Source organism: Streptomyces actuosus (assembly GCF_016921115.1).
Classification (GTDB): domain Bacteria; phylum Actinomycetota; class Actinomycetes; order Streptomycetales; family Streptomycetaceae; genus Streptomyces; species Streptomyces actuosus_A.
This window is the reverse complement of the sequence record NZ_JAFFZS010000011.1, coordinates 161,486-183,023: the sequence shown is the minus strand read 5'-3', so window position 1 is coordinate 183,023 and position 21,538 is coordinate 161,486. Positions and strand designations below refer to the sequence as shown.

At 71.0% G+C, this 21,538-nt stretch carries 23 protein-coding genes; 20 read left to right on the top strand and 3 right to left on the bottom strand.

All coding sequences use genetic code 11. From position 1 onward, the window contains the following. Positions 1 to 7: 7 nt before the first annotated feature. From JS756_RS16775 to JS756_RS16755, 5 genes are all read left to right on the top strand, one after another. Entirely contained in the window at positions 8 to 364 is a 357-nt protein-coding gene (locus JS756_RS16775; RefSeq protein WP_024126702.1) for a hypothetical protein, read from the top strand. A 126-nt stretch (positions 365 to 490) separates the two neighbouring features. Continuing rightward, positions 491 to 1,471, top strand: a complete 981-nt coding sequence (locus tag JS756_RS16770; protein ID WP_240203871.1) for a hypothetical protein — start codon at positions 491 to 493, stop codon at positions 1,469 to 1,471. A 102-nt stretch (positions 1,472 to 1,573) separates the two neighbouring features. After that, complete coding sequence (locus JS756_RS16765; RefSeq protein ID WP_240203870.1) at positions 1,574 to 1,711, top strand: hypothetical protein; 138 nt, start codon at positions 1,574 to 1,576, stop codon at positions 1,709 to 1,711. A gap of 89 nt (positions 1,712 to 1,800) precedes the next feature. Then, positions 1,801 to 2,706: a hypothetical protein gene (locus JS756_RS16760; RefSeq protein ID WP_205383887.1), complete on the top strand. Its 906-nt coding sequence runs from the start codon at positions 1,801 to 1,803 to the stop codon at positions 2,704 to 2,706. Next, a complete protein-coding gene (locus JS756_RS16755) occupies positions 2,699 to 3,073 on the top strand; it encodes a hypothetical protein (protein ID WP_205383886.1) in 375 nt (124 codons plus the stop codon). The genes JS756_RS16760 and JS756_RS16755 overlap by 8 nt, the downstream gene beginning before the upstream one ends. Before the next feature lie 107 nt (positions 3,074 to 3,180). Here the strand turns inward: JS756_RS16755 and JS756_RS16750 are convergent, their stop codons facing one another. The 3 genes from JS756_RS16750 to JS756_RS16740 all read right to left on the bottom strand — a co-directional run bounded on the left by JS756_RS16750 (position 3,181) and on the right by JS756_RS16740 (position 6,327). Beyond that, a complete protein-coding gene (locus tag JS756_RS16750; protein ID WP_240203869.1) occupies positions 3,181 to 4,425 on the bottom strand; it encodes a helix-turn-helix domain-containing protein in 1,245 nt (414 codons plus the stop codon). 284 nt (positions 4,426 to 4,709) lie between these two features. Further along, positions 4,710 to 5,414: a beta-ketoacyl-ACP reductase gene (locus JS756_RS16745; protein ID WP_024126708.1), complete on the bottom strand. Its 705-nt coding sequence runs from the start codon at positions 5,412 to 5,414 to the stop codon at positions 4,710 to 4,712. Positions 5,415 to 5,457: 43 nt separating this feature from the next. Next, a complete protein-coding gene (locus tag JS756_RS16740) occupies positions 5,458 to 6,327 on the bottom strand; it encodes a helix-turn-helix domain-containing protein (RefSeq protein ID WP_307790718.1) in 870 nt (289 codons plus the stop codon). Between the two features lie 98 nt (positions 6,328 to 6,425). Between JS756_RS16740 and JS756_RS16735 the strand changes: the two genes are divergently transcribed. The 15 genes from JS756_RS16735 (at position 6,426) to JS756_RS16665 (ending at position 21,483) form a co-directional block, all read left to right on the top strand. Then, complete coding sequence (locus tag JS756_RS16735; protein WP_024126710.1) at positions 6,426 to 7,298, top strand: helix-turn-helix transcriptional regulator; 873 nt, start codon at positions 6,426 to 6,428, stop codon at positions 7,296 to 7,298. Positions 7,299 to 7,366: 68 nt separating this feature from the next. Further along, a complete protein-coding gene (locus JS756_RS16730; protein ID WP_205383885.1) occupies positions 7,367 to 8,338 on the top strand; it encodes an MBL fold metallo-hydrolase in 972 nt (323 codons plus the stop codon). Between the two features lie 314 nt (positions 8,339 to 8,652). Further along, the gene (locus JS756_RS16725; RefSeq protein WP_205383884.1) at positions 8,653 to 9,183 is read left to right on the top strand and encodes a hypothetical protein; all 531 of its coding nucleotides are present in this window, start codon (positions 8,653 to 8,655) and stop codon (positions 9,181 to 9,183) included. Between the two features lie 523 nt (positions 9,184 to 9,706). Further along, a complete protein-coding gene (locus tag JS756_RS16720) occupies positions 9,707 to 10,285 on the top strand; it encodes a hypothetical protein (protein ID WP_205383883.1) in 579 nt (192 codons plus the stop codon). After that, positions 10,240 to 11,199, top strand: coding sequence for an ATP-binding protein (locus tag JS756_RS16715; protein WP_240203868.1), 960 nt, complete (start codon positions 10,240 to 10,242; stop codon positions 11,197 to 11,199). Before JS756_RS16720 ends, JS756_RS16715 begins: the two co-directional genes overlap by 46 nt. Positions 11,200 to 11,218: 19 nt before the next feature. After that, on the top strand, positions 11,219 to 11,905 hold the full coding sequence (locus tag JS756_RS16710; protein ID WP_200402270.1) for an SAF domain-containing protein: 687 nt from the start codon (positions 11,219 to 11,221) through the stop codon (positions 11,903 to 11,905). Continuing rightward, entirely contained in the window at positions 11,905 to 12,726 is an 822-nt protein-coding gene (locus JS756_RS16705; protein ID WP_205383882.1) for a CpaE/TadZ family protein, read from the top strand. The genes JS756_RS16710 and JS756_RS16705 overlap by 1 nt, the downstream gene beginning before the upstream one ends. Next, complete coding sequence (locus tag JS756_RS16700; protein ID WP_024126718.1) at positions 12,723 to 14,288, top strand: TadA family conjugal transfer-associated ATPase; 1,566 nt, start codon at positions 12,723 to 12,725, stop codon at positions 14,286 to 14,288. Before JS756_RS16705 ends, JS756_RS16700 begins: the two co-directional genes overlap by 4 nt. Then, positions 14,285 to 15,214: a type II secretion system F family protein gene (locus tag JS756_RS16695; RefSeq protein ID WP_024126719.1), complete on the top strand. Its 930-nt coding sequence runs from the start codon at positions 14,285 to 14,287 to the stop codon at positions 15,212 to 15,214. The genes JS756_RS16700 and JS756_RS16695 overlap by 4 nt, the downstream gene beginning before the upstream one ends. Continuing rightward, entirely contained in the window at positions 15,211 to 16,110 is a 900-nt protein-coding gene (locus JS756_RS16690; protein ID WP_024126720.1) for a type II secretion system F family protein, read from the top strand. Before JS756_RS16695 ends, JS756_RS16690 begins: the two co-directional genes overlap by 4 nt. Positions 16,111 to 16,137: 27 nt before the next feature. After that, positions 16,138 to 16,335: a hypothetical protein gene (locus JS756_RS16685; protein WP_024126721.1), complete on the top strand. Its 198-nt coding sequence runs from the start codon at positions 16,138 to 16,140 to the stop codon at positions 16,333 to 16,335. Then, a complete protein-coding gene (locus JS756_RS16680) occupies positions 16,332 to 16,754 on the top strand; it encodes a TadE/TadG family type IV pilus assembly protein (RefSeq protein ID WP_024126722.1) in 423 nt (140 codons plus the stop codon). Before JS756_RS16685 ends, JS756_RS16680 begins: the two co-directional genes overlap by 4 nt. Continuing rightward, the gene (locus JS756_RS16675) at positions 16,751 to 17,188 is read left to right on the top strand and encodes a TadE/TadG family type IV pilus assembly protein (RefSeq protein ID WP_024126723.1); all 438 of its coding nucleotides are present in this window, start codon (positions 16,751 to 16,753) and stop codon (positions 17,186 to 17,188) included. Before JS756_RS16680 ends, JS756_RS16675 begins: the two co-directional genes overlap by 4 nt. A gap of 12 nt (positions 17,189 to 17,200) precedes the next feature. Continuing rightward, a complete protein-coding gene (locus JS756_RS16670) occupies positions 17,201 to 17,638 on the top strand; it encodes a hypothetical protein (RefSeq protein WP_240203867.1) in 438 nt (145 codons plus the stop codon). A gap of 5 nt (positions 17,639 to 17,643) precedes the next feature. Next, the gene (locus JS756_RS16665) at positions 17,644 to 21,483 is read left to right on the top strand and encodes a LysM peptidoglycan-binding domain-containing protein (protein ID WP_240203866.1); all 3,840 of its coding nucleotides are present in this window, start codon (positions 17,644 to 17,646) and stop codon (positions 21,481 to 21,483) included. Positions 21,484 to 21,538 lie beyond the last annotated feature (55 nt).

Here is a 21,538-nt window from a genome sequence, read left to right as displayed (position 1 = left end):
ATCCCCCATGACTTCCATCGGTACCGCCCGGCATTTCCAGCCCCACGGCACGCCCGGCCACATTTGCCGCGACCACAACCGGGCGGTCCTCGCCCCGGCCGTCGCCGTCGAGGCCCTCCGCCAGGGCCTCGGTCCCGACCTGACCGACGCCCAGCTCGACCACTGCGCGGAGATCGCCGAGCGCAACCCGCTGTCCGACACCTCCCGCGCCGCCGTCCGTACCGCACTGGAGCCCGCGCTGTCCGAGCGCAACTCCCCGGCGACCGTCCATCATCGGCTGTTCACCCTCCCGCCCGGGCACCCTCTGCGCGTCCGCGTAGGCGACACCGAGTACTTCCTGGTCCCCATCCCCATCACCCTGTGACCTTCCGCTCTCCGCAGAGAGCGGGCGGCCGGAAACCAACACCCTTCACCAGCGCGTCCGGCCCCGACCGGACGCGTTTTGGCATGATCCCCTCGACCGAGATCCGGTATCTGACAAGGGGGAACCATGTCCGTGCGCCTGCGCCACGTCCTTCCGATCGTGCTCCTGGCTGGCACGGTCCTGATCTCCGGCTGCAGCGGCTCCGACAGCGAGCCCAAGTCCGACAGGCAGGCGACGAGCAGCACCCCCGCGGCACGGCCCTCGCCCTCCACGGTGCTGCCGGACGGCATCGTGAAGGCCGGAACTCCGCTGCCGGTCGGCGACGGGGCGTGGACGGTGACGCTGCAGGGCTTCGAGCGGCTGCCGGCCGGTGCCGTGCCCGGTGTGCCGGCCGGCTCGAGCGCGTACACGGCGCGGGTGACCGTGGCCAACCAGCGCGCCCAGGTCGCGACCGCGCCGCAGACCGCCGTCACCGCCCGCTACGGAGCTCTCGGCCGCACCGCTGCCGAGGCCACCGACAGCAGCGCGTCCTCTTCCACGGACGAGCCGCAGCAGGTGCGCCCCAACGGCTCCGTCGACAGGGATGTGAAGCTGGTGCTTCCCGACCAGGCCCAGGGCCTGCCGGTCACGGTGACCGTGGAGGCGACCGAGGAAGGGCTGGCCGAGCCTGAACTGCTGTTCTTCGAAGGCACCTTGCCAGGCGGTACCGCCGCCTCCCCGGACACCCAGGCGCCGCAGGGTGCGCCGGCCGGGCAGTCGGTCACGCCGCTGGGGCAGTGGAACGGCCAGGTGCGCGTGGGCAAGGTGACGGTGAGCGGCGAAGGTGCCTCGCGCACCGGGAGCCTGGAGCTGAGCGTGGTCAACCGCTCCGGCGACCCGATGTCCGGCCTGGGCACCACCCTGCGGATCCTGACCGGCCAGGAGCTGCACCTGGCCGCCACCGTCCGTCCGGTGTACGGGTACCGCGACGCCGCGATCGCCCCGTACCGCACCGCCACACAGACCGTCTCCTTCCGCGTCCCGGAGACAGCCGCCGGCGGCCCGGTGACGGTCGAGGCCATCGACGCGGGCGGCTCCAAGGTCACCTTCGAGGGCACGCTCGGCTGAAGGAGCCCACAAAAAGTTCGGGCGGAGTGTCACACCGGCGGCCTCGGCCGCACCTGTAGCAGGTGAACGGTGCCTTCTCCGACCCGAACAGGACTTCCTCACATGGCCCCTCGCCTCCTGGCCGCCGGTCTCGTGCTCGCCGGTGCGCCCGCCGCCTCCGCCTGCGGCCCGCTCACCGTCCCCGGCTCCACCGCAAACGCGGCACCCGCTCACGCCCCGGCCGAGGCGGGCCAGCGATGAGGCCGGCCGCCGCACAGCCTCAGCCCTTCGATGCAGACCGGGATCGGTGGACCCACGCTGTCCAGGAAGCCGCCCGGCTCCATCACTCCGTGCGCGCCGAGCTGGCCATCCGGGCCTCGACCCCCGCCGCTGCTCGGGGCGCCATGGAGGCGCTGCTGCTGATACGGGAGCGGACCCGGGATGGGTGGCTGCGCTGGGACATCTTCGGGCCGCACCCCGCGGGTGTGCTGCGCGAGGCGGGCTTCTTCGACCCGGAGCAGCACCGACTGGGGCGTTGGGTGTGCCGGAGCGTATGGGGACGCCGCCCGCCCCAGTACATCTGGATGCTGGGAGGCCTCGAGCTTCCCCGCCCCCTCCCGGTCGGCCGGACCGCGCTGTTCACCGTGACTGCCTTCGCCGCTCTGGGTCCGGCGACCTCCATGCTGCCGGCGGCCACCGGTCTCCTGGCGGCTGGCGCGGCCGGCATGGCCGCGGCCGCCGGTGTGCCCGCGGCCGTCCAGCGCTTCACCCGGCGCCGCGTGCGCGTCGTCGAAACGAGCAAGGCGTACGCGGTGGTCTTCTACCGGCTGCTGGCCGACGAGCAGCGCCTGCGCATGCTCGCCGAGCGCAGCGGGCGCTACGAGCTGGCGCGCGCGGCGGCGGTGTTGCCGCGGCTGGTGTGGGACGCGGCCGGTCTCGTGCCGCTGGCGGCGGACAACGTGGAAGCCCGCGACCTTCTCCTCGCATACGCGCAGTCGCTCGCGCTCCTGGTCGACCAGGCCGTAGAGGTCGGACGGCGGGAGGAAGCGGTGGAGTCGGCGATCCGCGACGACCGCGTGGCCGTAGTGCCAGTCAGACCCGCGCTGCCCGAAGGGCTGCTGCCCCGGCAACTGCTGGACGACGCACGGCTGGAACTGGAGGAGCTGGGAGAGGGACTGCTCCATGCCCGGGAGGTCCTGGGCGGGGCTCACGACGACCGAACTCGGTCTGCAAGGAGCGGAGAGAGCGATGAGTGAGCACGAGCGGACCGACCGGCGCGTCCCGTGGCGGGAAGCGAACCCGGAGGCATACGCCGAACTGAGGCGTACCTGGGGGGTGATCGGTCACAGCAGCGTCCTGATGGTTCTCAGCCTGAGCTTGATCGGCACGTCGCTGACGCTGGGCTACCTGCATTGGCCCGGCTGGCTGGAGACCTTTGCGCGTCTGGGCGCCAGCGGCGCGGCGGTCGGCTGCGGCGCGATCGGTCTGTGGCGGCTGGTCCGTGCCCTGTTCCGGTCGGTGCGGGCAGTCTTCCGTACCCGCCGGCGCGGCGCCGAGGGCGCGGCGCAGGGGGAGACCGTCGAGGAGTCCGTGCCCGATGCCGCCCCGGCGGCGGGGTCCTGAACGGGCAGGGGGCGCCGTGTTCCGGTTCGAGAGCTTCGCGGTCGGGTTCCTCGTCGGCGCCGTGGCCTGGTGCGTGCCGTACGTGCGTGGCCTGGGTCGGCGCGGGGTCACCAGGGGGCTCGTTCCCTGGCGTCGCAGACGGCCTCCCACTCGGCGAAGGTGAGGCACTGCTCGGCGGTGCGCGTGCGGCGGGCCCGGTCCGCCTCGGCGAGCGAGGCGAGAATTCGGTCGCGGATGACGAAGCCGGGCGGTTCGGGCTCCGGTTCGACGGGCGGCGACAGCCTGGTGAGGCGGGCGCGGACTGCGTCCATGGCCTCCCGGAAGGCCGCGTTGGGCGGGACCCCGCAAGGCGTCTCCTCGCCGCGGCAGGGGGCGGCAGCGGGCTCGTCGTGGCCGGTGGTCTCGCTCCAGCGGGCCATGATCATGCTGGCCGGGGAGGCTGGCCGCCGGGGCACGCGCCAGACCGACAGGTCGGCGGCGAGGTCGGCGGCGGAGAGGCCGGTAGCGATCCAGGGCCGCAGGGCGAAGGCGAGGCGGCGCAGTCCCTCGCCCTGGGTCCATGGCACCCGGGGGCGTATCCAGGCGGCGACGGAGACGGCGTGTGCGGCCTGGCTGGGGCTGGCTCGGTAGGGCTCGGGCACTGCGTGTCGGCGGCGGGGCCGCGGCCTCGCGCCGTGGGGCGCGCTGGTGTTGTTCTTCTTCCCTCTCATCTCAGCTGTAGGACGTGGGTGGTTGGTCTTACAGGAAGGGGTGTCACGGCGGCGGGAGGGGCGGGTGCGGCGGCGGGCTTCGGTGATGGCCAACTGGCGTCCGTGTTCGGTGAATCCGACGTGGCGGGCGTGATAGCCGTGGCCGCGCACGCGGTGGCCGAGGGCGTCGTCCCAGGCGCGCGGGACCACGGCGGCGTAGATGGTGGCGGTGCCGGCCCATTCGCCGCTTCCGGCGGGTCGGGTGTTGGTCCGGCTTCCGTGGACGGCCCAGACGAGGAGGCCGAGTTCGCGCAGGACGGCGATGTGCCGCTCCAAGGTGCGCCGGCTGATGCCGAGGCGCTTGTACGTTGTGTCGCGGCAGTAGGCGACGTGCCCGTCGGCGTTCAGGCGGGCGGCGAGGTCGCGGGCGACGCGCAGTGTGGTGTTGCCGGCTTTGGGGTGCAGGCGCTGGGTGATGGCCCAGGTGGCGGCGCGCAGAAAGTCGCCGCGCCGGGTGCGGCGGGACGCGGTGGTGCCGATTTCCTGGTCGGCGTGGTCGCGGACCAGGATGTATCGGTTGTTTGTGGATATTCGGTGTTGTCCGCGCGGAAGGCGCGGTGGAGCGGCGGCGGCGTGGACCGGCGCGCGGGCATGCTGCATCATGGGCAGGGCACGCCCTCCTTTCGGGCATGCGTGAGCCCCTCTTCGGTGGGGCCGGTTCTTCCGGAACCAAGTGATCCGCCCTGGCAGGGGCGGTGTTGCCCGGTCTGCGGACCGGGTTCTTCACCAGGCGAGCTGGACACTCGCCGGGTGGTGGCAGAGATGCGGCGGGCGGGCCGAGGTGCTGGACACACCAAGGTCTTGCTGCCGCGGGGCAGCCCACGGGGGACTGCCCACTGTCAGATCATGTGCTCATCGGACTCCAGCGTGGCGGGCGGTCACGGTGGTCAGTGGCCCATGCCGGCGCCGCCGTCGACGGGCACCACGGCGCCGGTGATGTAGGCGGCCTGCTCGGAGGCGAGGAAGGCGACGGTGGCGGCGATCTCCTCGGGGCGGGCGAGGCGGCCGAGGGGGATCTGGGTCTTGAGATTCTCGAGCTGCTCGTCGCTCAGCGCCTCGCTCATGGACGTCTCGGTGAGGCCGGGGGCGACCACGTTGAACGTGATGCCGCGGGAGCCGAGTTCGCGGGCCATGGAGCGGGCGAAGCCGACGAGGCCGGCCTTGGAGGCGGCGTAGTTGGCCTGGCCGCTCTCGCCGCGCAGGGCGACGGCGGAGGAGATGTACACCACGCGGCCCTTCTTCGCGCGGAGCATGCCGCGCGAGGCGCGCTTGGTGACGCGGAAGGCGCCGGTGAGGTTGGTGTCGAGGACGGAGGTGAAGTCGTCCTCGCTCATGCGCATCAGGAGCTGGTCCTTGGTGATGCCGGCGTTCGCGACGAGGACCTCGACGGGGCCGTGCTGCTCCTCGACCTCCTTGAACGCGGCGTCGACCTGGGCGGTGTCGGTGATGTCGCAGCGGACGGCGAGCAGGCCCTCGGGGGGTTCGCCCGAGCGGTAGGTGATGGCGACGCGGTCGCCGGCCTCGGCGAGGTGACGGGCGATGGCGAGGCCTATGCCGCGGTTGCCGCCGGTGATCAGGACTGAACGGGACACGGGGTGGCGCCTTTCTGTGGTGCTCGTGGGGGTTTGCAGTCAATCAGCTGGCCCGGCGCGTGCCGGAACGGGTGAGGTGTCCGCTCATCGCCGCGGCGGTGTCCATCACGGCAGTCACGTACCGGGCGCGGGTGGCGGCGCGTCGCATGGGCGCGTCCTTGGCCAGCAGTGCGACCGAGCCGGCGACGGCCGAGCCATACCAGACGGGCGCGGCGATCATGGTGCGCCCCTGGAGCGGGGACGGCCCGATGGCGTGACCTTCCTCACGGACGTGGGCGATGTCGATCTTGTGGTCGCTGACGGAGCCGAGGCAGGCGAGGATCGCCAGTCCGGCCGCGTCGGCTTCCAGAGGTGCTGATTCAAGAGATCGGAAAGCGATCTGAGGTGATGTAAGGATCTCGTCAGCGTGTGACCCGTATGCCCGTTCCGCGCAGATTCTCATCGGAGTGCCGATCAGATGCGGTCGGTAAACAAATGCGGCCTGACCAGTTCTCGACTGTAGTGTGACGATCTCTGCCCTCACCGCGGGAGAGGGCGGGCCGGCCTGGAGGGGCTGGGCGGGTGTCGATGAGGGGGGACCGTGCAGCGCGTCAGTCAGCGCGTAGCGAGCACGCGGCCCGCGCTGTTCGACGGCGCCCTCCCGCATCAAGGCCTGCAGATACCGGTGAGCGGTCGGCGCGGGAAGCCCCGCGGACTCGGCGACCGAAGCCAGAGGATGTTCACCCGGCCCGAGACGGATCAGCGCGCCGAGCACCGCCATAGTGCGTGCCACGGCACCGCCTGTGCGGTCGGACGGGGTGGCAACGGGATGCAGCAACGCGAACTCCCCCTCGCGGTTGTCGAGGACCCTCGCGTCTCCCACAACGCGGATTCGATCCAGTGCGCGATTCTTCCCGGCCAAGATCCCGCCCACCAGGCTCTGAATTTTCCGGTCCTCGAATTTCAGGAGCGAGCGCTTCCGGTATATCGCGGGGATGACACGGGGACGGCAACACGGGGAAGGGTGCAAAGTTGAATCAGAAGGAGGCGTTGCAGCAGCTGCTGCAATGGAAGCGCGGAGAGATAGACCCGGTCGAGCTCGGCTGGCCCAAGCGCACCGGTCGGGGCCGGCGCTCACGAGGACTGTCTCAGGCGCAGGTTGCCCAGGCGCTGTTCGTCACGGAGAAGACCTACGCCGAGTTCGAGCGAGGGAACACGTCCCAGCCGAGCACCGAGTTCCTCGACAACGTGGCCAAGGTGCTCAACATGGAAGAGCGCGAGCGGACCGCGCTCTACGTCTACGCGATCGGCTACGAGCCGCCGTTCCCTATGGACCCGATGGCTGGGACGAACGTGGATCCGGCGTGGCAGGTGGCTGTCAACGGCGTGTCGGGGCAGCCCTGTTACATCAACGACGTGGCCTGGAACGTGCTCGCCGCAAACGACGACTTCAAGCTCATGTTCCCCCAGCCTGAGGGAAGATCCCCCGAGCTGCCTGAACGCAACCTGATCCGGTGGATGCTGCTGCGCGAGGACGCGCGCGAGCACCACCTGGTCGACTGGGACACGCGCTGGGCGCCGCAGGTCGCAGCCCAGCTGCGCACGGCAGTCGCCGCGCACCCCGACAACGCGGATCTCCGGCAGCTCGACAAGGAGGTCAACGACGACCCGGTGGCGGGGCCGATCTACCGAGACCACAGCCTCGCGTACATCCACCCGGACGGTGACGCGCGGCCGATGCGGCACGCCGGCTACGTGACCCCGCGCGGCACCGAGGACCACCGCACCAGGTGCTGCGACCGGCATGCGCCGTCCCAGCTGGGCACCGTCACCATGTGCGCCGCCCAGCCGTTCGGCAGCCCGGGCGCCCGGTTCTTCCTCCTGCCATTCGTGCCCCACATCTGACGCTGCCCCGCGGCCGCTTCGGCGGAGAGATTTCCTCCGGGCGGCCGCGGCACGCACAATGCATGCCCATGGCATCCACTGACCTGAAGCAGATCGCGCCCGGCGTCTTCGCCTGGCAGCCCGGCCACGAGGCAACATGGGGCCTGGCTAACTGCGGTCTCGTCGTCTCCAAGGGCCAGGCCCTCGTCATCGACACGCCCTACACACCCGCCCTGACCGACGCCTTCCTCACCGCGGTCCGCTCAGCCGCGGGCCCGGACGTCCCTCTGGACCGGGTCGCCGTCACCCACGCCAACGGCGATCACACCTGGGGCCTTCAGCAGCTTCCCGGCGCCGACGTCTACGCCACCCACGCCGCCCTCGAGCACCAGTGCCTGGAGCCGAGACCGGAACAGCTGCAGGCCCTCATCCATGACACCGACCCCGGCCAGCCCCTCGGCTGGTACTTCCGGGAGCATTTCGGCAAGTTCGACTTCGCGGGTATTGAGGTTCTCCCGCCGACCACGACGTTCACCGGACGCCATGACCTCGAAGTCGGCGAGATAGCCGCGGAGCTGCTCGAAGTCGGCCCGGCCCACACCGTCGGCGACCTCATCGTCCATCTGCCCGAGCAGCGCGTTGTCTTCGCGGGCGACATCGTCTTCGCGGGAGACCACCCCTCGCACTGGGCCGGCCCACTGGAGCGCGTCGCCGCCGCCTGCGCACGGATCCTGGACCTCGACCCCGAGTGGATCGTCCCCGGCCACGGACCGCTCATGACCCCCGACGACCTGCGGGGCTACATCGCCTACCTCGACGACCTCGCGGACCAGGCGTATGTGATGCACGGCCAGGGCCGGACGGCCGTCGATGCCGCACGCATCCTGATCAAGGAAGACCGCTACGCCGGCCTCGGCCTGCCCGAGCGGCTCGCCATCACCCTCAGCACGGAGTACCGCCACCTCGACCAGGACACCACCGCCCCGGACCTGCTGAAGCTGATGGACCACGCGGCACGCATTGCCTGGGACCACTCGTCGACCGGCCCTCTCGCACCCTGAACTCTTCACCTGGCAGCCGTGCACGGCGCGAATTCCGGCTGGTGAAACAGCGCGGCCCACTCCGTTCCGATCATTGAAATAGGAACCGCCCGCGTAGCTCGGGGGCTTGCCCCCGAGCTCGCCCAAGCAGTCAACTACCGACGTCGGCGCGCCGTGTAAGCACGGGGGAGCGCCGCTCAGGCACCGAGGGCCCTCCCACGCCCGTTGACGTGCGCGGTCGAGCAGCACGCCGTTGCTGCACTCGATTCCGGATGCCGCCGCCGGCCCCCCGGCGGTGGCATCCGCTCGAAGCCGCCTCGCTCCAGGGAGAGTTCATGAGCCGCGCAGCCATTGTCTTGCCGGTCCCCGCCGCCGTCCCCGAGTTCCTCGGCCACCGCATCGAGGACCTCCGCCACACCATCCGCGCCGGCCGCCGCGAAGAGGCCCTGGCGGCCGCCCGGACCATCAGCGACGAGCTCGCCGAGAGCCACGGCCCCCTGCACAACTACACGCTCCACGCCCTCGAGCTTGTCGCCTTCTGCGCTCAGCTCGCCGGATACCCGGCCATGGCTACCGACGTCTCGGTGTACACCGCAGCGGCCTGGCAGCGCCTTCTGGATGCCACACACCACCAAATCCGGCGGCAGGCCCGCAACGGTGCGGCCTCCTGGCTCACCGTCACCGACGCGAACGACGCCGTCCGGACCGGAACGGCCCTGCTGACGCTGCTGCAGTCGGTTTTCGGCAAGAACCACCCCTCCACCCCGTTCGTAAAACGTCGACTTAACGCCATTACCGGCGGCGACCAGGAGGCTGCCCGGAATGCTCTGCGGGCCACGGGGCCGGCCTTGCTGATCAAGCCGTGAAGTCCTTGGCCACAGTGTTTCCAAATCGCCCGCGCCAGAGGCATATACCGGAAGTGCTGCTACCGGAAAAAACGGGGCCTGGCTGCACCTGATCTTTCTGGCCAGAATCAGGCTCGGACTGATCACGTTGTGGGAGACGCGGCGTCCGTGACCGCGAGGGGGAAATCGCGTTGCGACATCTAGGAACTGGACTCGTGCCATCCGGGTCCGCATCACTGCTACGACCGGCCGACCTCCGGTCGGGAACCGGGTGGATGACCGAGTCGACCATCCAGGCTTCGGTGCGAAGCCGCCCTGTTCACACGCTGGCACCTCGTCATCCGTGGCTCACCCACGGCACGACGCCCCTGCTGCGGCTGGAAGCCAGGCACTGGCCCTGCGCCGTGGCCGTAGGCTCGCCGGGTCCTGGCCTGGCGTGCATCTCCAGAGCCGGCGAAGCGCGGTAGAGGACTCACCTCGCCGCTTTTTGTCCGCCCTGAGCGCGCGTCAGCGCCCGTACCCGACTCCTGAAGGGGATCTGCCGATGGCTTCGACCACCCACCACCGCACCCATGTCCTGCGACTCGCAGGTGCCGTCCTCACGTGCACCGTCGCAGCCGGCGCTCTGGCCGGCTGCGGCTCCGACACACCCAAGAAGAAGACGGCCTCCTCGCCCTCGGCCACTGCCTCCTCGACGCCGTCCACCGATCCGGACCAGGCAGCGAAGGACAAGGTCCTCGCCGCGTACACGAACATGCGCGAGATCCAGATCAAGATGGCCGCGGACGGAGATCTGCACACCGAGGAACTGGCCAAGTACGCCAGGGGCGATGCCGCCACCGACCTCAAGAAGTCGGTCCTGCGCAACGAGTCGATGGGCATCAAGTTCACCGGCCGTCCGGAGATGAAGCCTCAGGTCACCGCCGTGAACACCAAAGGCAAGACCGCAACGGTCACCGACTGCTTCGACGCGACCAGCTGGAAGCCCGTCTACAAGGACTCCGGCAAGGAGCTCAAGCTCGCCGAGCAGCGCCTGAAGTACCCCGTCACGTCCCAAGCCACGCTGGAGGGCGACACATGGTTCGTCACGAAGATCACAGCCGATCGCACAAAGGGCTGCTGATCCGTTCTGCCCGCACAGTGGGCGTCCTTGCGGTACTGACCGCCCTGACGCCGGCCGGCCTCGCGTACGCGGGCAACGGCGCCGGCCACTGCTCCGACGTGGACGTGTGCGTCGACGTCGGAACGCCCGGCAAGCCCGGTGGAGGCGGAGGCGGCGGCACCGGCGGAGGAAGCGGCGGGGGCGACGGAGGCGGGAGCGGCAACGGGATGTGCAAGCTCGTCGACGACACCGAGATCCCCTGCGCGCCCGGGTACAACCCGGCCGACCGCTGCTTCTACGAGCTCATGGATCCCCAGCCGCCGTCCGGCCCGGGCCACACCGACATGAACGGGGCAGACACCACGGGTCCCGGCGCCTTCTACATGAGGGACTGCATCGTCAACGACGTCGGCGGCATCGTCTGGCTGACGGAACCGCCCGCCGGTCTCCTCCCCGACCCCGAAGTGCTGGCGCGTCAGGCCCGGGACAAGATGACTCTGCTGGGTGCGAACATCGGCAGCTCGCCCGGTCCGGACGCCCCTGGTCTCGTCGGCATGCCCGTCTGGCTGTGGAACAACAAGAGCGACACCACCTGGGGTCCCAACAGCGCGACGGCCGCCGTCCCGGGACTGTCGGTGACAGCCACGGCGCGCGTCACCAAGATCACCTACTCCATGGGAGACGGCGGCTCGGTCACGTGCACGACCGCGGGCACGAAGTACTCCAAGGCCTACGGGGACAAGTCCTCGCCGGACTGCGGCTACCGCTACACCAAGGTCTCCGCTGACCAGCCGGGCGGGAAGTTCACCGTCACCGCGACCAGCTCCTGGGAAGTCACCTGGCAGGCGTCGAACGGTGCCAGCGGGACGCTGCCCGACGAGATCCGTACGTCCAACACCACAGCGCGCGTCGGCGAGCTGCAGGTTGTCAACTAGCGCAAGGAAGACCATCACAATGCCGCGAACCAAGCAGCCGACGGCACCCTCCGAGCCGGGCTCCGCGCCTGTGCTGCTGCCGATCACCAACGACGCCCCACGCCGGCGCCGACGCCCGGTGGTCGTCGGCGCCGGCCTGGCGCTCGCCGCCGTGGGCGCCCTGGTGTCGGTGTGGCTGGTCGACGAAGCCGGTGACAAGGTCTCGGTCGTTGCCACCCGGCACCCCATTGCGGCGGGCGAGAGCATCAAGGCGTCGGACCTGGTGGCCACCGAGATATCCCACGGCACCGAGCTGCGCTCGCTGCCCGCTTCCCACGCCTCCGACATCATCGGCAAGCAGGCCGCATCCGACCTGCCGGCCGGCGTGCTGGTCACCGAGGACTCGGTGAGCGACGGATCCAGCGTGACCAAGGGCAAGTCGGTGGTGGGCATCCTCGCCAAGCCCGGCCAGTTGCCCATCCAGAAGCTGCGCACCGGTGATGCGGTCACCATCGTCCACACCCCGCAGGACGGCAGCGCCTCAGCCTCCTCCAGCAAGGCCGGCTCCACCCCGGACAGTCTTCCTGCCGTCGTGTCCCGCGTCGGCGCGCCCGACGCCAACGGCGCCGTGGTCGTCGACGTTGCCGCGCCCGAGGTGAACAGCACGTCACTCGCCGCCTGGGCAGCGAGCGGTGACGTGGCCATCGTCCTGAAGGCGACGAGCTGATGGCGGTCATCGCACTGGTATCGGGAAAGTCCAGCGGCGTCACCTGCTCGGCGCTCGCGCTCGCCCTCTCGTCGCCGAAGCCCTCCCTGCTGGTCGAGGCCGACCCCGCCGGCGGCACGATCCGGGCCGGCTACCTGGGCGGAGAAGGCAGCGCAGCCACCGGACTCCACCGCCTGGCGGCCGCGGACCGACAGGGCACCCTCGCACGGGAGTTCTCCCATCACTTCGTCAGCCTGGACCGCGACAACACCGGCCAGCGCATGCTCCTGCCCGGACTGACCGACCCCACGCAGGCCGCATCCCTCAACCGCACCTGGGACCCCATCTCCCGACTGCTCGGCGTGATGGACCAGACCGGCCACGACGTGATCATCGACGCGGGCCGCATCCTCACCGAGTCCGAGACCCGGCTGTCCGCCACCCGCTACCCGACGCCGCTGCTGCACCGCGCCGACGCCGTCCTCATGGTGGTCCGCACCACCCAGGCCTCGATCGCGGCTGCCGCGCCCGCCATCCGGGTCCTGAGGGAGGAACTGGCCCACCACGGCACGGGCTCCGACGCGCTCGGGCTGCTGCTGATCGAGGAGGGGTCCTTCAACTCCAGCCAGGTGCAGCAGCACTTGCAGGCGCCGGTCGTCGGCATGCTCGCGTGGGATCCCGACACCGCCGACGTCTTCACGCACGGGGCCTACAAGAAGATGCCGCGCACCCTTCTGCGGTCCGCGCGCACGGCCCACCAAACGATCAATGAGCTGGTGACCAGGCGGCGCGTGCAGCTGCGGCCGGCAGGAATGCAGGTGGTCACCGGGAGGGCATCATGACCGACACCAGGCCGGAGACCCCGGCCCCCGACTACACCGCCCTCTTCGCCCAGGCGCTCCAGGAGAGCCCCACGCAGGACGCGCCGGTTCTTCGACCCTTCCCTGCGCAGGTTTCTCCGGCCGGCATCCCCCAGGGCCTCGTCCGGGTCCCCGACACCGCGGCGCCGACCGCGCTTCCGGTCGGTCACGAGGTTCTCGCCGAGCTGCGTTCACAGGCCAGCATGAAGATCGGCGAGGCCGCCGGTGCCGACGCCTCCATGACCGAGCAGGACCGCCGGCAGCGCGGACAGTCGATCATCAGGCAGGTCGTCTCGGAGTGGGCGACGAAGTACGCGGCCAGCGGCTCGGACCTGACGCCCCAGCAGGAGCGTGCCGTACGCGAGGCGGTCTTCGATGAGCTGTTCCGCGCCGGCCGTCTCCAGCCTCTCCTGGACGACCCGAACGTCGAGAACATCATCATCTACGGCGACAAGGTGCGCGTCGACTACGCCGACCGTCCGACCCGCACCTGGGACCCGATCGCGAAGACCGACCGCGACCTGATCAACCTCATCAACCACCTGGCGCGCATGCAGGGGCAGGGCGAGAGGGCGCTGACGCCGGCCACGCCGAACCTGAACCTCCGGCTGGCCGACGGATCGCGCCTGGCGGCCTCGGCATACGTCACGCCGCGGCCGAGCATCGTCATCCGGCGCCACCGCACCCGCGGCCAGGGCCTGAACGACCTGGTGCGCTGGGGCACGATCGACGCCTCGCTCGCGCACTTCCTGACCGCCGCGGTCAAGGGCCGCAAGAACATCATCGTGGTCGGCTCCCAGGGCGTGGGCAAAACGTCCCTGCTGCGCGCCATGGCCCGGGAGATCCCGAGCACCGAGCGCGTGGGCACGCTGGAGTCGGAGTACGAGCTCCATCTCCACGAGGACCCCGAGGGCCCGGAGGTCGTCGCCTACGAAGGACGCGAGTCCAACGGTGAGCGCGGCCCGGACGGCAAGCTCCAGGGCGAGCTGACCCTGTCCGACCTCTTCCCGCAGCTCCTGCGTATGTCGCTGCGGCGCGTGATCGTCGGCGAGGTCCGCTCCAAAGAGGTCGTGCCGATGCTGCACGCGATGAACGAGGGCGAGGGCGGGTCGATGGCCACCCTGCACGCCCGCAGCCCCCAGCTGTCGATCGAGCGCTTGGCCACCCTGTGCCTGGAGGCCGGGATCGGCATGACCGAGGCCCTGGCCTACCGGCTCATCGCCCAGGCCGTCGACTTCGTCGTCTACGTACGGCTGGTCGACGAGACCGAGCTCGTCGGCCACGACGGCAGGCCGGGGCGCAAGCACCGGTTCGTCAGCCACGTCATGGAGATCACCGGCATCGGCGAGGGCGGTCGCCCCTCCCACCAGATGGTCTTCGCTCCCCGCGAGCAGGACGGGCGCCGCGAGCCCAGGGCCGTGCCCCACGGGAACATCTCCCAGAGCTGCCTGGAAGACCTCGTCCGGGCCGGGCTGGACCGCACCGTCCTGCAGCGGCCGTGGGGCAGCTGGGGCGCGCCGCTGGAAACGGTGGTGCCGCTGTGACGCTCACCCTCGAATCCCTGCTCGCCGCGCTCGGCGGTCTCGCAGCCGTCGGCGGACTCGCCCTGGCGGTCGCCGGCGGCGTCGGCTGGGCACCCTCGACGACGGTGCGCCGCCGCAGCCGTCTGGAGCGCAAGATCCGGGCAGTCTTCGTCAAGGACGCCCGAACCCCCACCTCCTGGTGGGCCCGGGGCCAGACACGCCTGGTCGGCTCTGCGGTGGCGGGCCTTGGCGTGTGGCTGTTCACCGGCTGGCTGATGGGCGGCCTGGTCACCATCGCCGTCGTCATCGGCCTGCCCTGGCTGCTGAACACCTCCGGTTCCGGCAAGGCACAGATCGACAAGCTGGAGGCGATCGAGGAGTGGATGCGGCGCATGTCGGACATCCACACCGTCGGCGTCAGCCTGGAGGCCACCATCCAGCGCAGCCTGGAGACCGTCCCGGGCGCCATCCGCGAGGAGGTCCGCCTCCTCGTCTCGCGCCAGCAGGCCGGATGGGTGCCCCAGGACGCCTACCGCGCGTTCGCCGACGAGCTGAACGACGCGATGGTCGACGAGGTCGCCGCCCTGCTGATCCTGCACGTCGAGGACCGGGGCAGCGGGCTGAGCAAGGCGCTGCGTGAACTTGCCGAGGCCCTCCAGCATGAAGTGCTCTCACGGCGCGAGGTCGAGGCCGACCGGCAAAAGCCCCGCACCAACGACCGCTGGGTGACCATCTTCTGCCTGGCGATCTTCGGAATCACCGCGTTCTCCGGCGCCTACGTCGAGCCCTACGACACCGTTGCCGGGCACCTCGTCCTGGCCTTCGTCGCCGTCGCCTTCGTCCTGGTCAAGATCTGGATGCGACGCATGGCGATCCTCGAACCAGCGCCCCGGTTCCTGTCGCCGGCCGACCGCTCCGGCGGCCAGATCGCCAAGGAGGCGCCGTGATCTTCTCCCCCTATGCCATCGTCGGCGGCGCCGTCACCGGACTCGGCCTGGTCATCGCCGCCCGCGGCATCCTGCCCGGCCGGCCAGACCTCGGCGACGTGCTGTCCCGCATGGATGCCACCCGGCTCGAGAACCTCGACCGCAACCGCGACAGCCAGCCCAACTCCCTCATGGAGAAGGCCGGCGCCCTCCTGCTCCGGACGGCTGGGGAAGGCACCCTGCGCCTGCCCCGCCAGCAGTTGGAACTCGTGGGCCGGTCTCCCGCCGCGCACCTGGGACGCAAGATCGCCCTCGCGCTGTACGGGCTGCTGCTGCCCGTGCTGGCGGTGGGGCTGGCCAACCTGGCCGGCTACCCCTTCCCCGTGGCGATCCCGGCGATAGCGGGCCTCGGCCTCGCGATCGTCTTCTGGCTCCTGCCGGACCTGCAGCTCAAGCAGCAGGCCGTGGAAGCCAAGGACGACTTCCGGTACGCCGTCAAGGCCTACCTGCGCCTCGTCCAGCTCGAACGCGCCGCGGACGCCGCCCCCACCCAGGCCCTGAAACGGGCCGCGGAAGTCGGCGAGGGCTGGGTCTTCGCGAAGATCCGGGACACCATCACCCGCTCCGAGCTCGAAGGCATCAGCCCGTGGGAGGGCCTCAAGCGTCTCTCCCTCGAACTCGACGTCCCCGAACTCGGCGCGCCGGCCGACATCATCGCGATCGCCGGTGAGGAGGGCGCAGCCGTCGGCGACACCCTCGGCGCGCAGGCCAAGTCGCTCTCCGGCGCCCTGGTAACCAAAGCGAAGGCACAGGCCAACATGGCCTCCGAAAAAATGGTGATGCCCGTCGCGATGCTCGTCCTGATCATGACCGTATACATCGGCTATCCCGCGATCGCGCGGATCATGGCCAGCTAACTACCTAAAGAGACAAGGAAATCCACGATGGGCAACGACCCCAACTTCACCTTTCTGAAGACCTTCTTCAGCGCCCGGATCGAGCGGCTGCGCAACGTCCGCGACGACCGAGGCTCCGTCTCGATCGAGACGATGATGATCGTCGCGGGCCTCGTCGTCGTCGCCGCGATCGCCGCCGCTGTCATCCTCACCAAGGTCAACGAGAAGGCAAACGAGATCAAGTGATCCGCCTTCGCCGGACTCTGCGCCGTTGGTCCCGCGCGCTCGCCGAGCGCGACGTGCGGGACCGCGGAGCCGTGTCCCTGGAAATGCTCATCGTCTTCCCTGTCGTGCTGCTGATCATCCTGCTGGTCGTCCACGTCGGCCTGTGGTGGCACGCACGCAATGTGGCGATGTCCGCCGCACAGCTGGGAGTTGAGTCCGCCCGAGTACGAGGAGCGTCCGCAGGGACCGGCACCGCCGAGGCCCGGGAATTCCTCTCCAGGGCCGGCAGCAGCATCTCCGGCACGTCCGTCAGCGGGAGCAAGGGAGCCACGGTGACCATCCGCGTCACCGGCTACGTCGACACCATGATCCCCGGCCTGAAACTCAAGATCGACCAGCACGCCGACGCGGCCGCCGAGCGCATCACGGAGGCACGGTGACCATCGCCGAACGACTCCGCGACGACCGCGGCGCGCTGTCGCTGGAAGCGGTCATCCTCTTCCCCGTCCTCATTCTGGTGTTGCTGCTGGTCATCGCGTTCGGCCGGATCGGATCTGCCGACAACGCCGTCGACACCGCGGCCCGCAACGCAGCGCGCGCAGCCTCGCTGGAACGCACCGGGGGTGCCGCCAGCTCCGCCGGCTCGGAAATGGCGCGCAGCGTGCTCAGCCAGCAGGGACTGCAGTGCACGTCCACCTCGATATCCGTCTCCACCGGCGGGTTCGCCGCGCCGATCGGTGAGCCCGCCACGACCACCGCCACCGTGACCTGCGTGGTGAACCTCTCGGATATCGGATTGCCCGGACTGCCCGGATCCAAGACTCTGACCAGCAGCTTTACCTCGTCAATCGACTCCTACCGCCAGCGCGGCTGACAGGACCACCGCATGCCACCCGCCCGCTTCGCCCTCACCCAACGGATCCGTCGTGCCCTGCGCAACGACCGGGGTGCGATGAGCGTGTTCGCCCTCGTGACCATCGTGGCGCTCTTCGCCGTGGCCGCGCTCGTCTACGACGGCGCCGGCAGGCTGCGAGCGCTCACCCACGCCGAAGGCGTCGCGCACGAGGCAGCCCGAGCCGGCGGCCAGGCCATCGATGCGGGCAAGGCGATCGCCGGCGAGGGCATCACCGTCGACCGCAACGCGGCCGTCGCCGCGGCACGGACCTACCTCAGCCACGCGGGGGTCAGCGGCACGGTGAGGGTGAGCGAGGACGGCGGTTCCCTCGAGGTGACCGTGACCGAGTCGTACCGCGCCGTATTCCTCAGGGGGGCCAGCGGGTCCGTCACCGGCCACGGCAGCGCCGACCTCGTATACAAGGGGTGACGATCATGAGAAACCGCAGTGCTGCCGCCACCCTGGTCCGTGCGCTCTTCGCCCTGGTGACCCTAGTCGTGCTCCTGGCGGGCGTGCCCGCCGTCCTGCTCGGCATCGGGGTCCTGCCCGACCACGTCCCCGGCTTCGACGAGATCGCCACCGCGCTCACCAGCCCCGACTCCGGCCAGCTGTTCCTGGGCGCCATCACCCTCATCGGCTGGTACGGCTGGCTGAGCTTCGTGGTCTCGGTCGTCCTGGAGACGGGCGCCGCGCTGCGCAACGTCCGGGCCCCCCGGATCCGCATGCTGGGCGGATCCCAGCAGCTCGCCGGCGCCCTCGTCGGCGGCATCCTCGTCCTGCTGCCGACCAGCACCGCGATGGCTAGCCCCGCGAGCGCAGCCCCCGCCACCGTGGCCACGGCCAGTGTGACCGCCGACGCCCACTCCGCGACGGCCACTGCAGCCCAAGCGGCGTCCTCTACTTCTGCGGCCTGGGACGGCCCCGTCCACCACGTCCAGGACGGCGACACCCTCTGGGACATCGCGGAGAAGCGCCTGGGCGCCGGCATCGAGTGGCACCGGATCATCGACGCCAACGAAGGCGTACGCCAGGCGGACGGCTCCCTCGTCACCGCCGACACCACCGTTCTGCAACCCGGCTGGACCCTGCGCCTGCCCGCCGACGCCTCCCCCGACCCGGCAGCCGACCAGGACGGAGCCCGGGCACAGACCGCCGGCTCCAAAGCCGCAGCCCAGACCCACACCGTCCGCGCGGGCGAGACACTGTCCGGCATCGCCGAGGACGAGCTCGGCAACGCCGACGCCTACCCCCGGATCGTCGAGGCGAACAAGGGCGTCAAGCAGGACGACGGGCGCGCCCTCGACGACCCCGACGAGATCTATCCCGGCTGGAAGCTGCAGATCCCCACCGCAGCCGGCAGCGACCGGAGCGACTCGAAGCCGGACGAGGCGCAGCCGCCACAGGAACAGCCCGCCGACCAGGACAAGGCCGAGGAACGGCCCGGCGCCGAGCAGACGCAGCCACCCGCCCAGGATGATTCGGGCCCGGGCGCTGACAAGGGGGAGAAGAGCGACCAGGCCCCCGGCGGCCAGGGCGCGGACAAGGACCAGCAGGACGGCGGGCAGCCGACCGCCCGCCCCGACACCCCGAGCGAGCCGCCGGCCGCGCAGAGCCCGGCGCCCGACCGCGAGCGGGAGCAGCACGGCACGCCCACCCAGGCGCCCGAGGCGCACGACACGGCGGAGGCCGGCGACAGCGCCGACACGAGCGTGCGGACGATCGCCGCGGCGGGGAGCATCCTGGCCGCGGCCGTCCTCGCGGTCGTCGCGACCCGACGGGCGCACCAGCAGCGCCGACGGCGCCCCAAGCGGCGCATCCCGATGCCCTCCGGTGCGACCGCCGACTTCGAGAAGCAGCTGCGCGTGGCGTCCGACATCACCGGCACCGCGCTCGCCGACCGCGCCCTGCGTACCCTGGCCGCGAACTGCCGCCAGAACGGCCGGCCTCTGCCCGAGGTCGAGGCGATGCGCATCACCGCGCGCGGCATCGAGCTCCACCTGGCCGCCGTCACCCCGCCCGTCGCTCCGTTCACCGAGCATGAGGACAACCCGACGGTGTGGGTGTGCCCCGCCCGCGGCGCGGCCCTCCTCAACGAAGACGAGGCCGCCGACATCACGGTGCCCTACCCCGCCCTGGTCAGTCTCGGCGAGACCGAGGACGGCGACGCGGTCCTGGTCAACCTGGAGGCCATCGGCCTGCTGCGTCTGGCCGGCAGCCCGGCCGACGTTCGCGCGGTCATGCTCGCCCTCGCCGTCGAACTCGCCTCCTCCCAGCTGGCGCCCGACACCCAGGTCCTCCTCGCCGGCGCCGGAAGCGACCTGCACCACCTCTACCCCGACCAGATCGAGCACCACGCTGATCTCGGCCCGGCCACCAGCGACCTCCAGGCGCACGACGCCTTCCAGCGCCAGGCACTGACCGACGGCGGCCACGACCACCTGCGGGCCGCCCGGCTGGTCGAGGACGGCGGCGACACCTGGATCCCCCGCATCCTCATCGCCACCGCCCCGCCCACCGGCGCGGCGGCCGCCGAGCTCGAGGACCTCCTCGCCTCCCGGCCCCGCACCTCGGTCGCGGTCGTGACCGCCGCAGGCGGCGAACTCGACCTGCCCGGCGCCTGGACCCTGCCCGCCCAGCCCGGCACCCTCGTCGAACTGCCCGACCTGGACCTCGCGGTCAAGCTCCAGCACCTGGACGCCGACTCCTACGACCGGCTCGTCCAACTGATCGCCACCTCCAGCCGCACCGACGACGTCCCCCCGCCGGCGTGGACCGGTCACACCGGCCCGGCCGATTCCAATGGTCCCCGCCCCGCCTTCACCGTCGGCGAGGGCTCCGCGCTCGCTCCGGAGACCTCTGCCGTTCCCGCGGTGACCGCGGTCGCCGCCCAGGGCAGCGGCCTGGCGACCGCTGTGCCGAGCTTCACCGGCTTCTCCGCCGCTCGGACGCCCGACGACGCCCTGACCGGCAGCGGCGACGACTGGCAGGAGGAGGACGGCAGCGCCCTCTCCCCCGCGGTCGCGGGCTCCCCCGCCCTCGACGAGCCGGTCGACGACGACACCGACAGCAACTCCGCTGGCGAGCCCACCGGCTGGGAGACGCCCGAGCCCGCTGAGGAAGAAGACCCCGAGGAGGCGTCCGCGCTGGGTGCCGAGGTGTGGGACACCGCCGAGCCGAAGCAGGACTTCGAAAAGGTCCTCGACGAAGTGCTCGGCGAGCGCGATGACGACTCGCCGCTTCAGCCCGACGAAGAAGAGGTCGGCTCTGGTCTGTCCGCCGACGCGCTCGGCGACGGCCCGGACGAGGAGGAGACGCAGGAAGGGGACTCGGCCATGACCGGCGACCAGGACGAGGACGCGTCCGGCCTGACCGCGGCCGCGCTCGGCGAGACCACGGCATCCGCGACAGCGGCCGAAGCGCGGATCATCCCCCGTCCCAGCGCCGCGACCTCCACCGTGCTGGCCGCGCTGGCCACCCCGCCGGCCGAGCCCGAAGACCCCCAGGTCCAGGTCCTCGGCCCGGTGACACTGGCCGGCGCGCAGGGCCGGGTGGGCAGCAACCGGCGCAACCACCTTCTGGAGATCGCCGCCTGGCTCGTGCTGCACCCGGGCCTGGGCCGCCAGGACCTCGACAACGCGATCTGGCCCGGGCTGCGCAAGACCTCCAGCACCCGCAACACCGCGATGTCGCGGCTACGTTCCTGGCTCGGCCCCAACCCTCACGTCCCCGCCGACGACCCCCGCAGCGCCTATCTTCCCGCGGTCACCGACGGCATCTACCGGCTCGGCCCCGCCGTCACCTCCGACTGGGACCGCTTCAAAGAGCTGTACCAGCAGGGCATGCACCACGACGGGCAGGACGCCGACGTCGCCCTCGCCCACGCCCTGGCTCTCGTGCGCGGCCGGCCCTTCGCGGACATCGACCCCTCCAAGTACGCCTGGGCGGAGGCCGACATCCAGGAGATGATCAGCGCGATCGTCGACGTCGCCCACGAGCTCGCCGAACGCCGCCGCCAGGTCCGCGACTACCGGGCGGCAGCCCAAGCTGTCACCAAGGGCATGCTCGTGGACTCCCAGAGCGAGTTGCTCTACCGGGACCTCTTCACGATCTGTCACGAGATGGGCGACCGCGAAGGCCTGGAGCGCGCCGCCGCCCAACTGGCCCGGATCAACGCCGAGGAGGGCGTTGACTCATCGCCCGAGACCCGTGGTCTGCTGCGCACGCTCCTCAAGGGCGAGAGGAACAAGCCCACTTTGGGGTCTGCGGCCTCATGACCACGACCCGCTCGAAATTCACCGACCTCCGGTGTCACACCGCACCGCTCGATCA

Bases quoted from the DNA above. Each gene is read 5' to 3' on its own strand.
- JS756_RS16665 (WP_240203866.1), top strand. From the start codon at position 17,644: ATGAGAAACCGCAGTGCTGCCGCCACCCTGGTCCGTGCGCTCTTCGCC.
- JS756_RS16670 (WP_240203867.1), top strand. From the start codon at position 17,201: ATGCCACCCGCCCGCTTCGCCCTCACCCAACGGATCCGTCGTGCCCTG.
- JS756_RS16755 (WP_205383886.1), top strand. From the start codon at position 2,699: ATGAGTGAGCACGAGCGGACCGACCGGCGCGTCCCGTGGCGGGAAGCG.
- JS756_RS16770 (WP_240203871.1), top strand. From the start codon at position 491: ATGTCCGTGCGCCTGCGCCACGTCCTTCCGATCGTGCTCCTGGCTGGC.
- JS756_RS16730 (WP_205383885.1), top strand. From the start codon at position 7,367: ATGGCATCCACTGACCTGAAGCAGATCGCGCCCGGCGTCTTCGCCTGG.
- JS756_RS16705 (WP_205383882.1), top strand. From the start codon at position 11,905: ATGGCGGTCATCGCACTGGTATCGGGAAAGTCCAGCGGCGTCACCTGC.
- JS756_RS16720 (WP_205383883.1), top strand. From the start codon at position 9,707: ATGGCTTCGACCACCCACCACCGCACCCATGTCCTGCGACTCGCAGGT.
- JS756_RS16700 (WP_024126718.1), top strand. From the start codon at position 12,723: ATGACCGACACCAGGCCGGAGACCCCGGCCCCCGACTACACCGCCCTC.
- JS756_RS16725 (WP_205383884.1), top strand. From the start codon at position 8,653: ATGAGCCGCGCAGCCATTGTCTTGCCGGTCCCCGCCGCCGTCCCCGAG.
- JS756_RS16765 (WP_240203870.1), top strand. From the start codon at position 1,574: ATGGCCCCTCGCCTCCTGGCCGCCGGTCTCGTGCTCGCCGGTGCGCCC.
- JS756_RS16775 (WP_024126702.1), top strand. From the start codon at position 8: ATGACTTCCATCGGTACCGCCCGGCATTTCCAGCCCCACGGCACGCCC.
- JS756_RS16710 (WP_200402270.1), top strand. From the start codon at position 11,219: ATGCCGCGAACCAAGCAGCCGACGGCACCCTCCGAGCCGGGCTCCGCG.
- JS756_RS16715 (WP_240203868.1), top strand. From the start codon at position 10,240: ATGGTTCGTCACGAAGATCACAGCCGATCGCACAAAGGGCTGCTGATC.
- JS756_RS16685 (WP_024126721.1), top strand. From the start codon at position 16,138: ATGGGCAACGACCCCAACTTCACCTTTCTGAAGACCTTCTTCAGCGCC.
- JS756_RS16750 (WP_240203869.1), bottom strand. From the start codon at position 4,425: ATGATGCAGCATGCCCGCGCGCCGGTCCACGCCGCCGCCGCTCCACCG.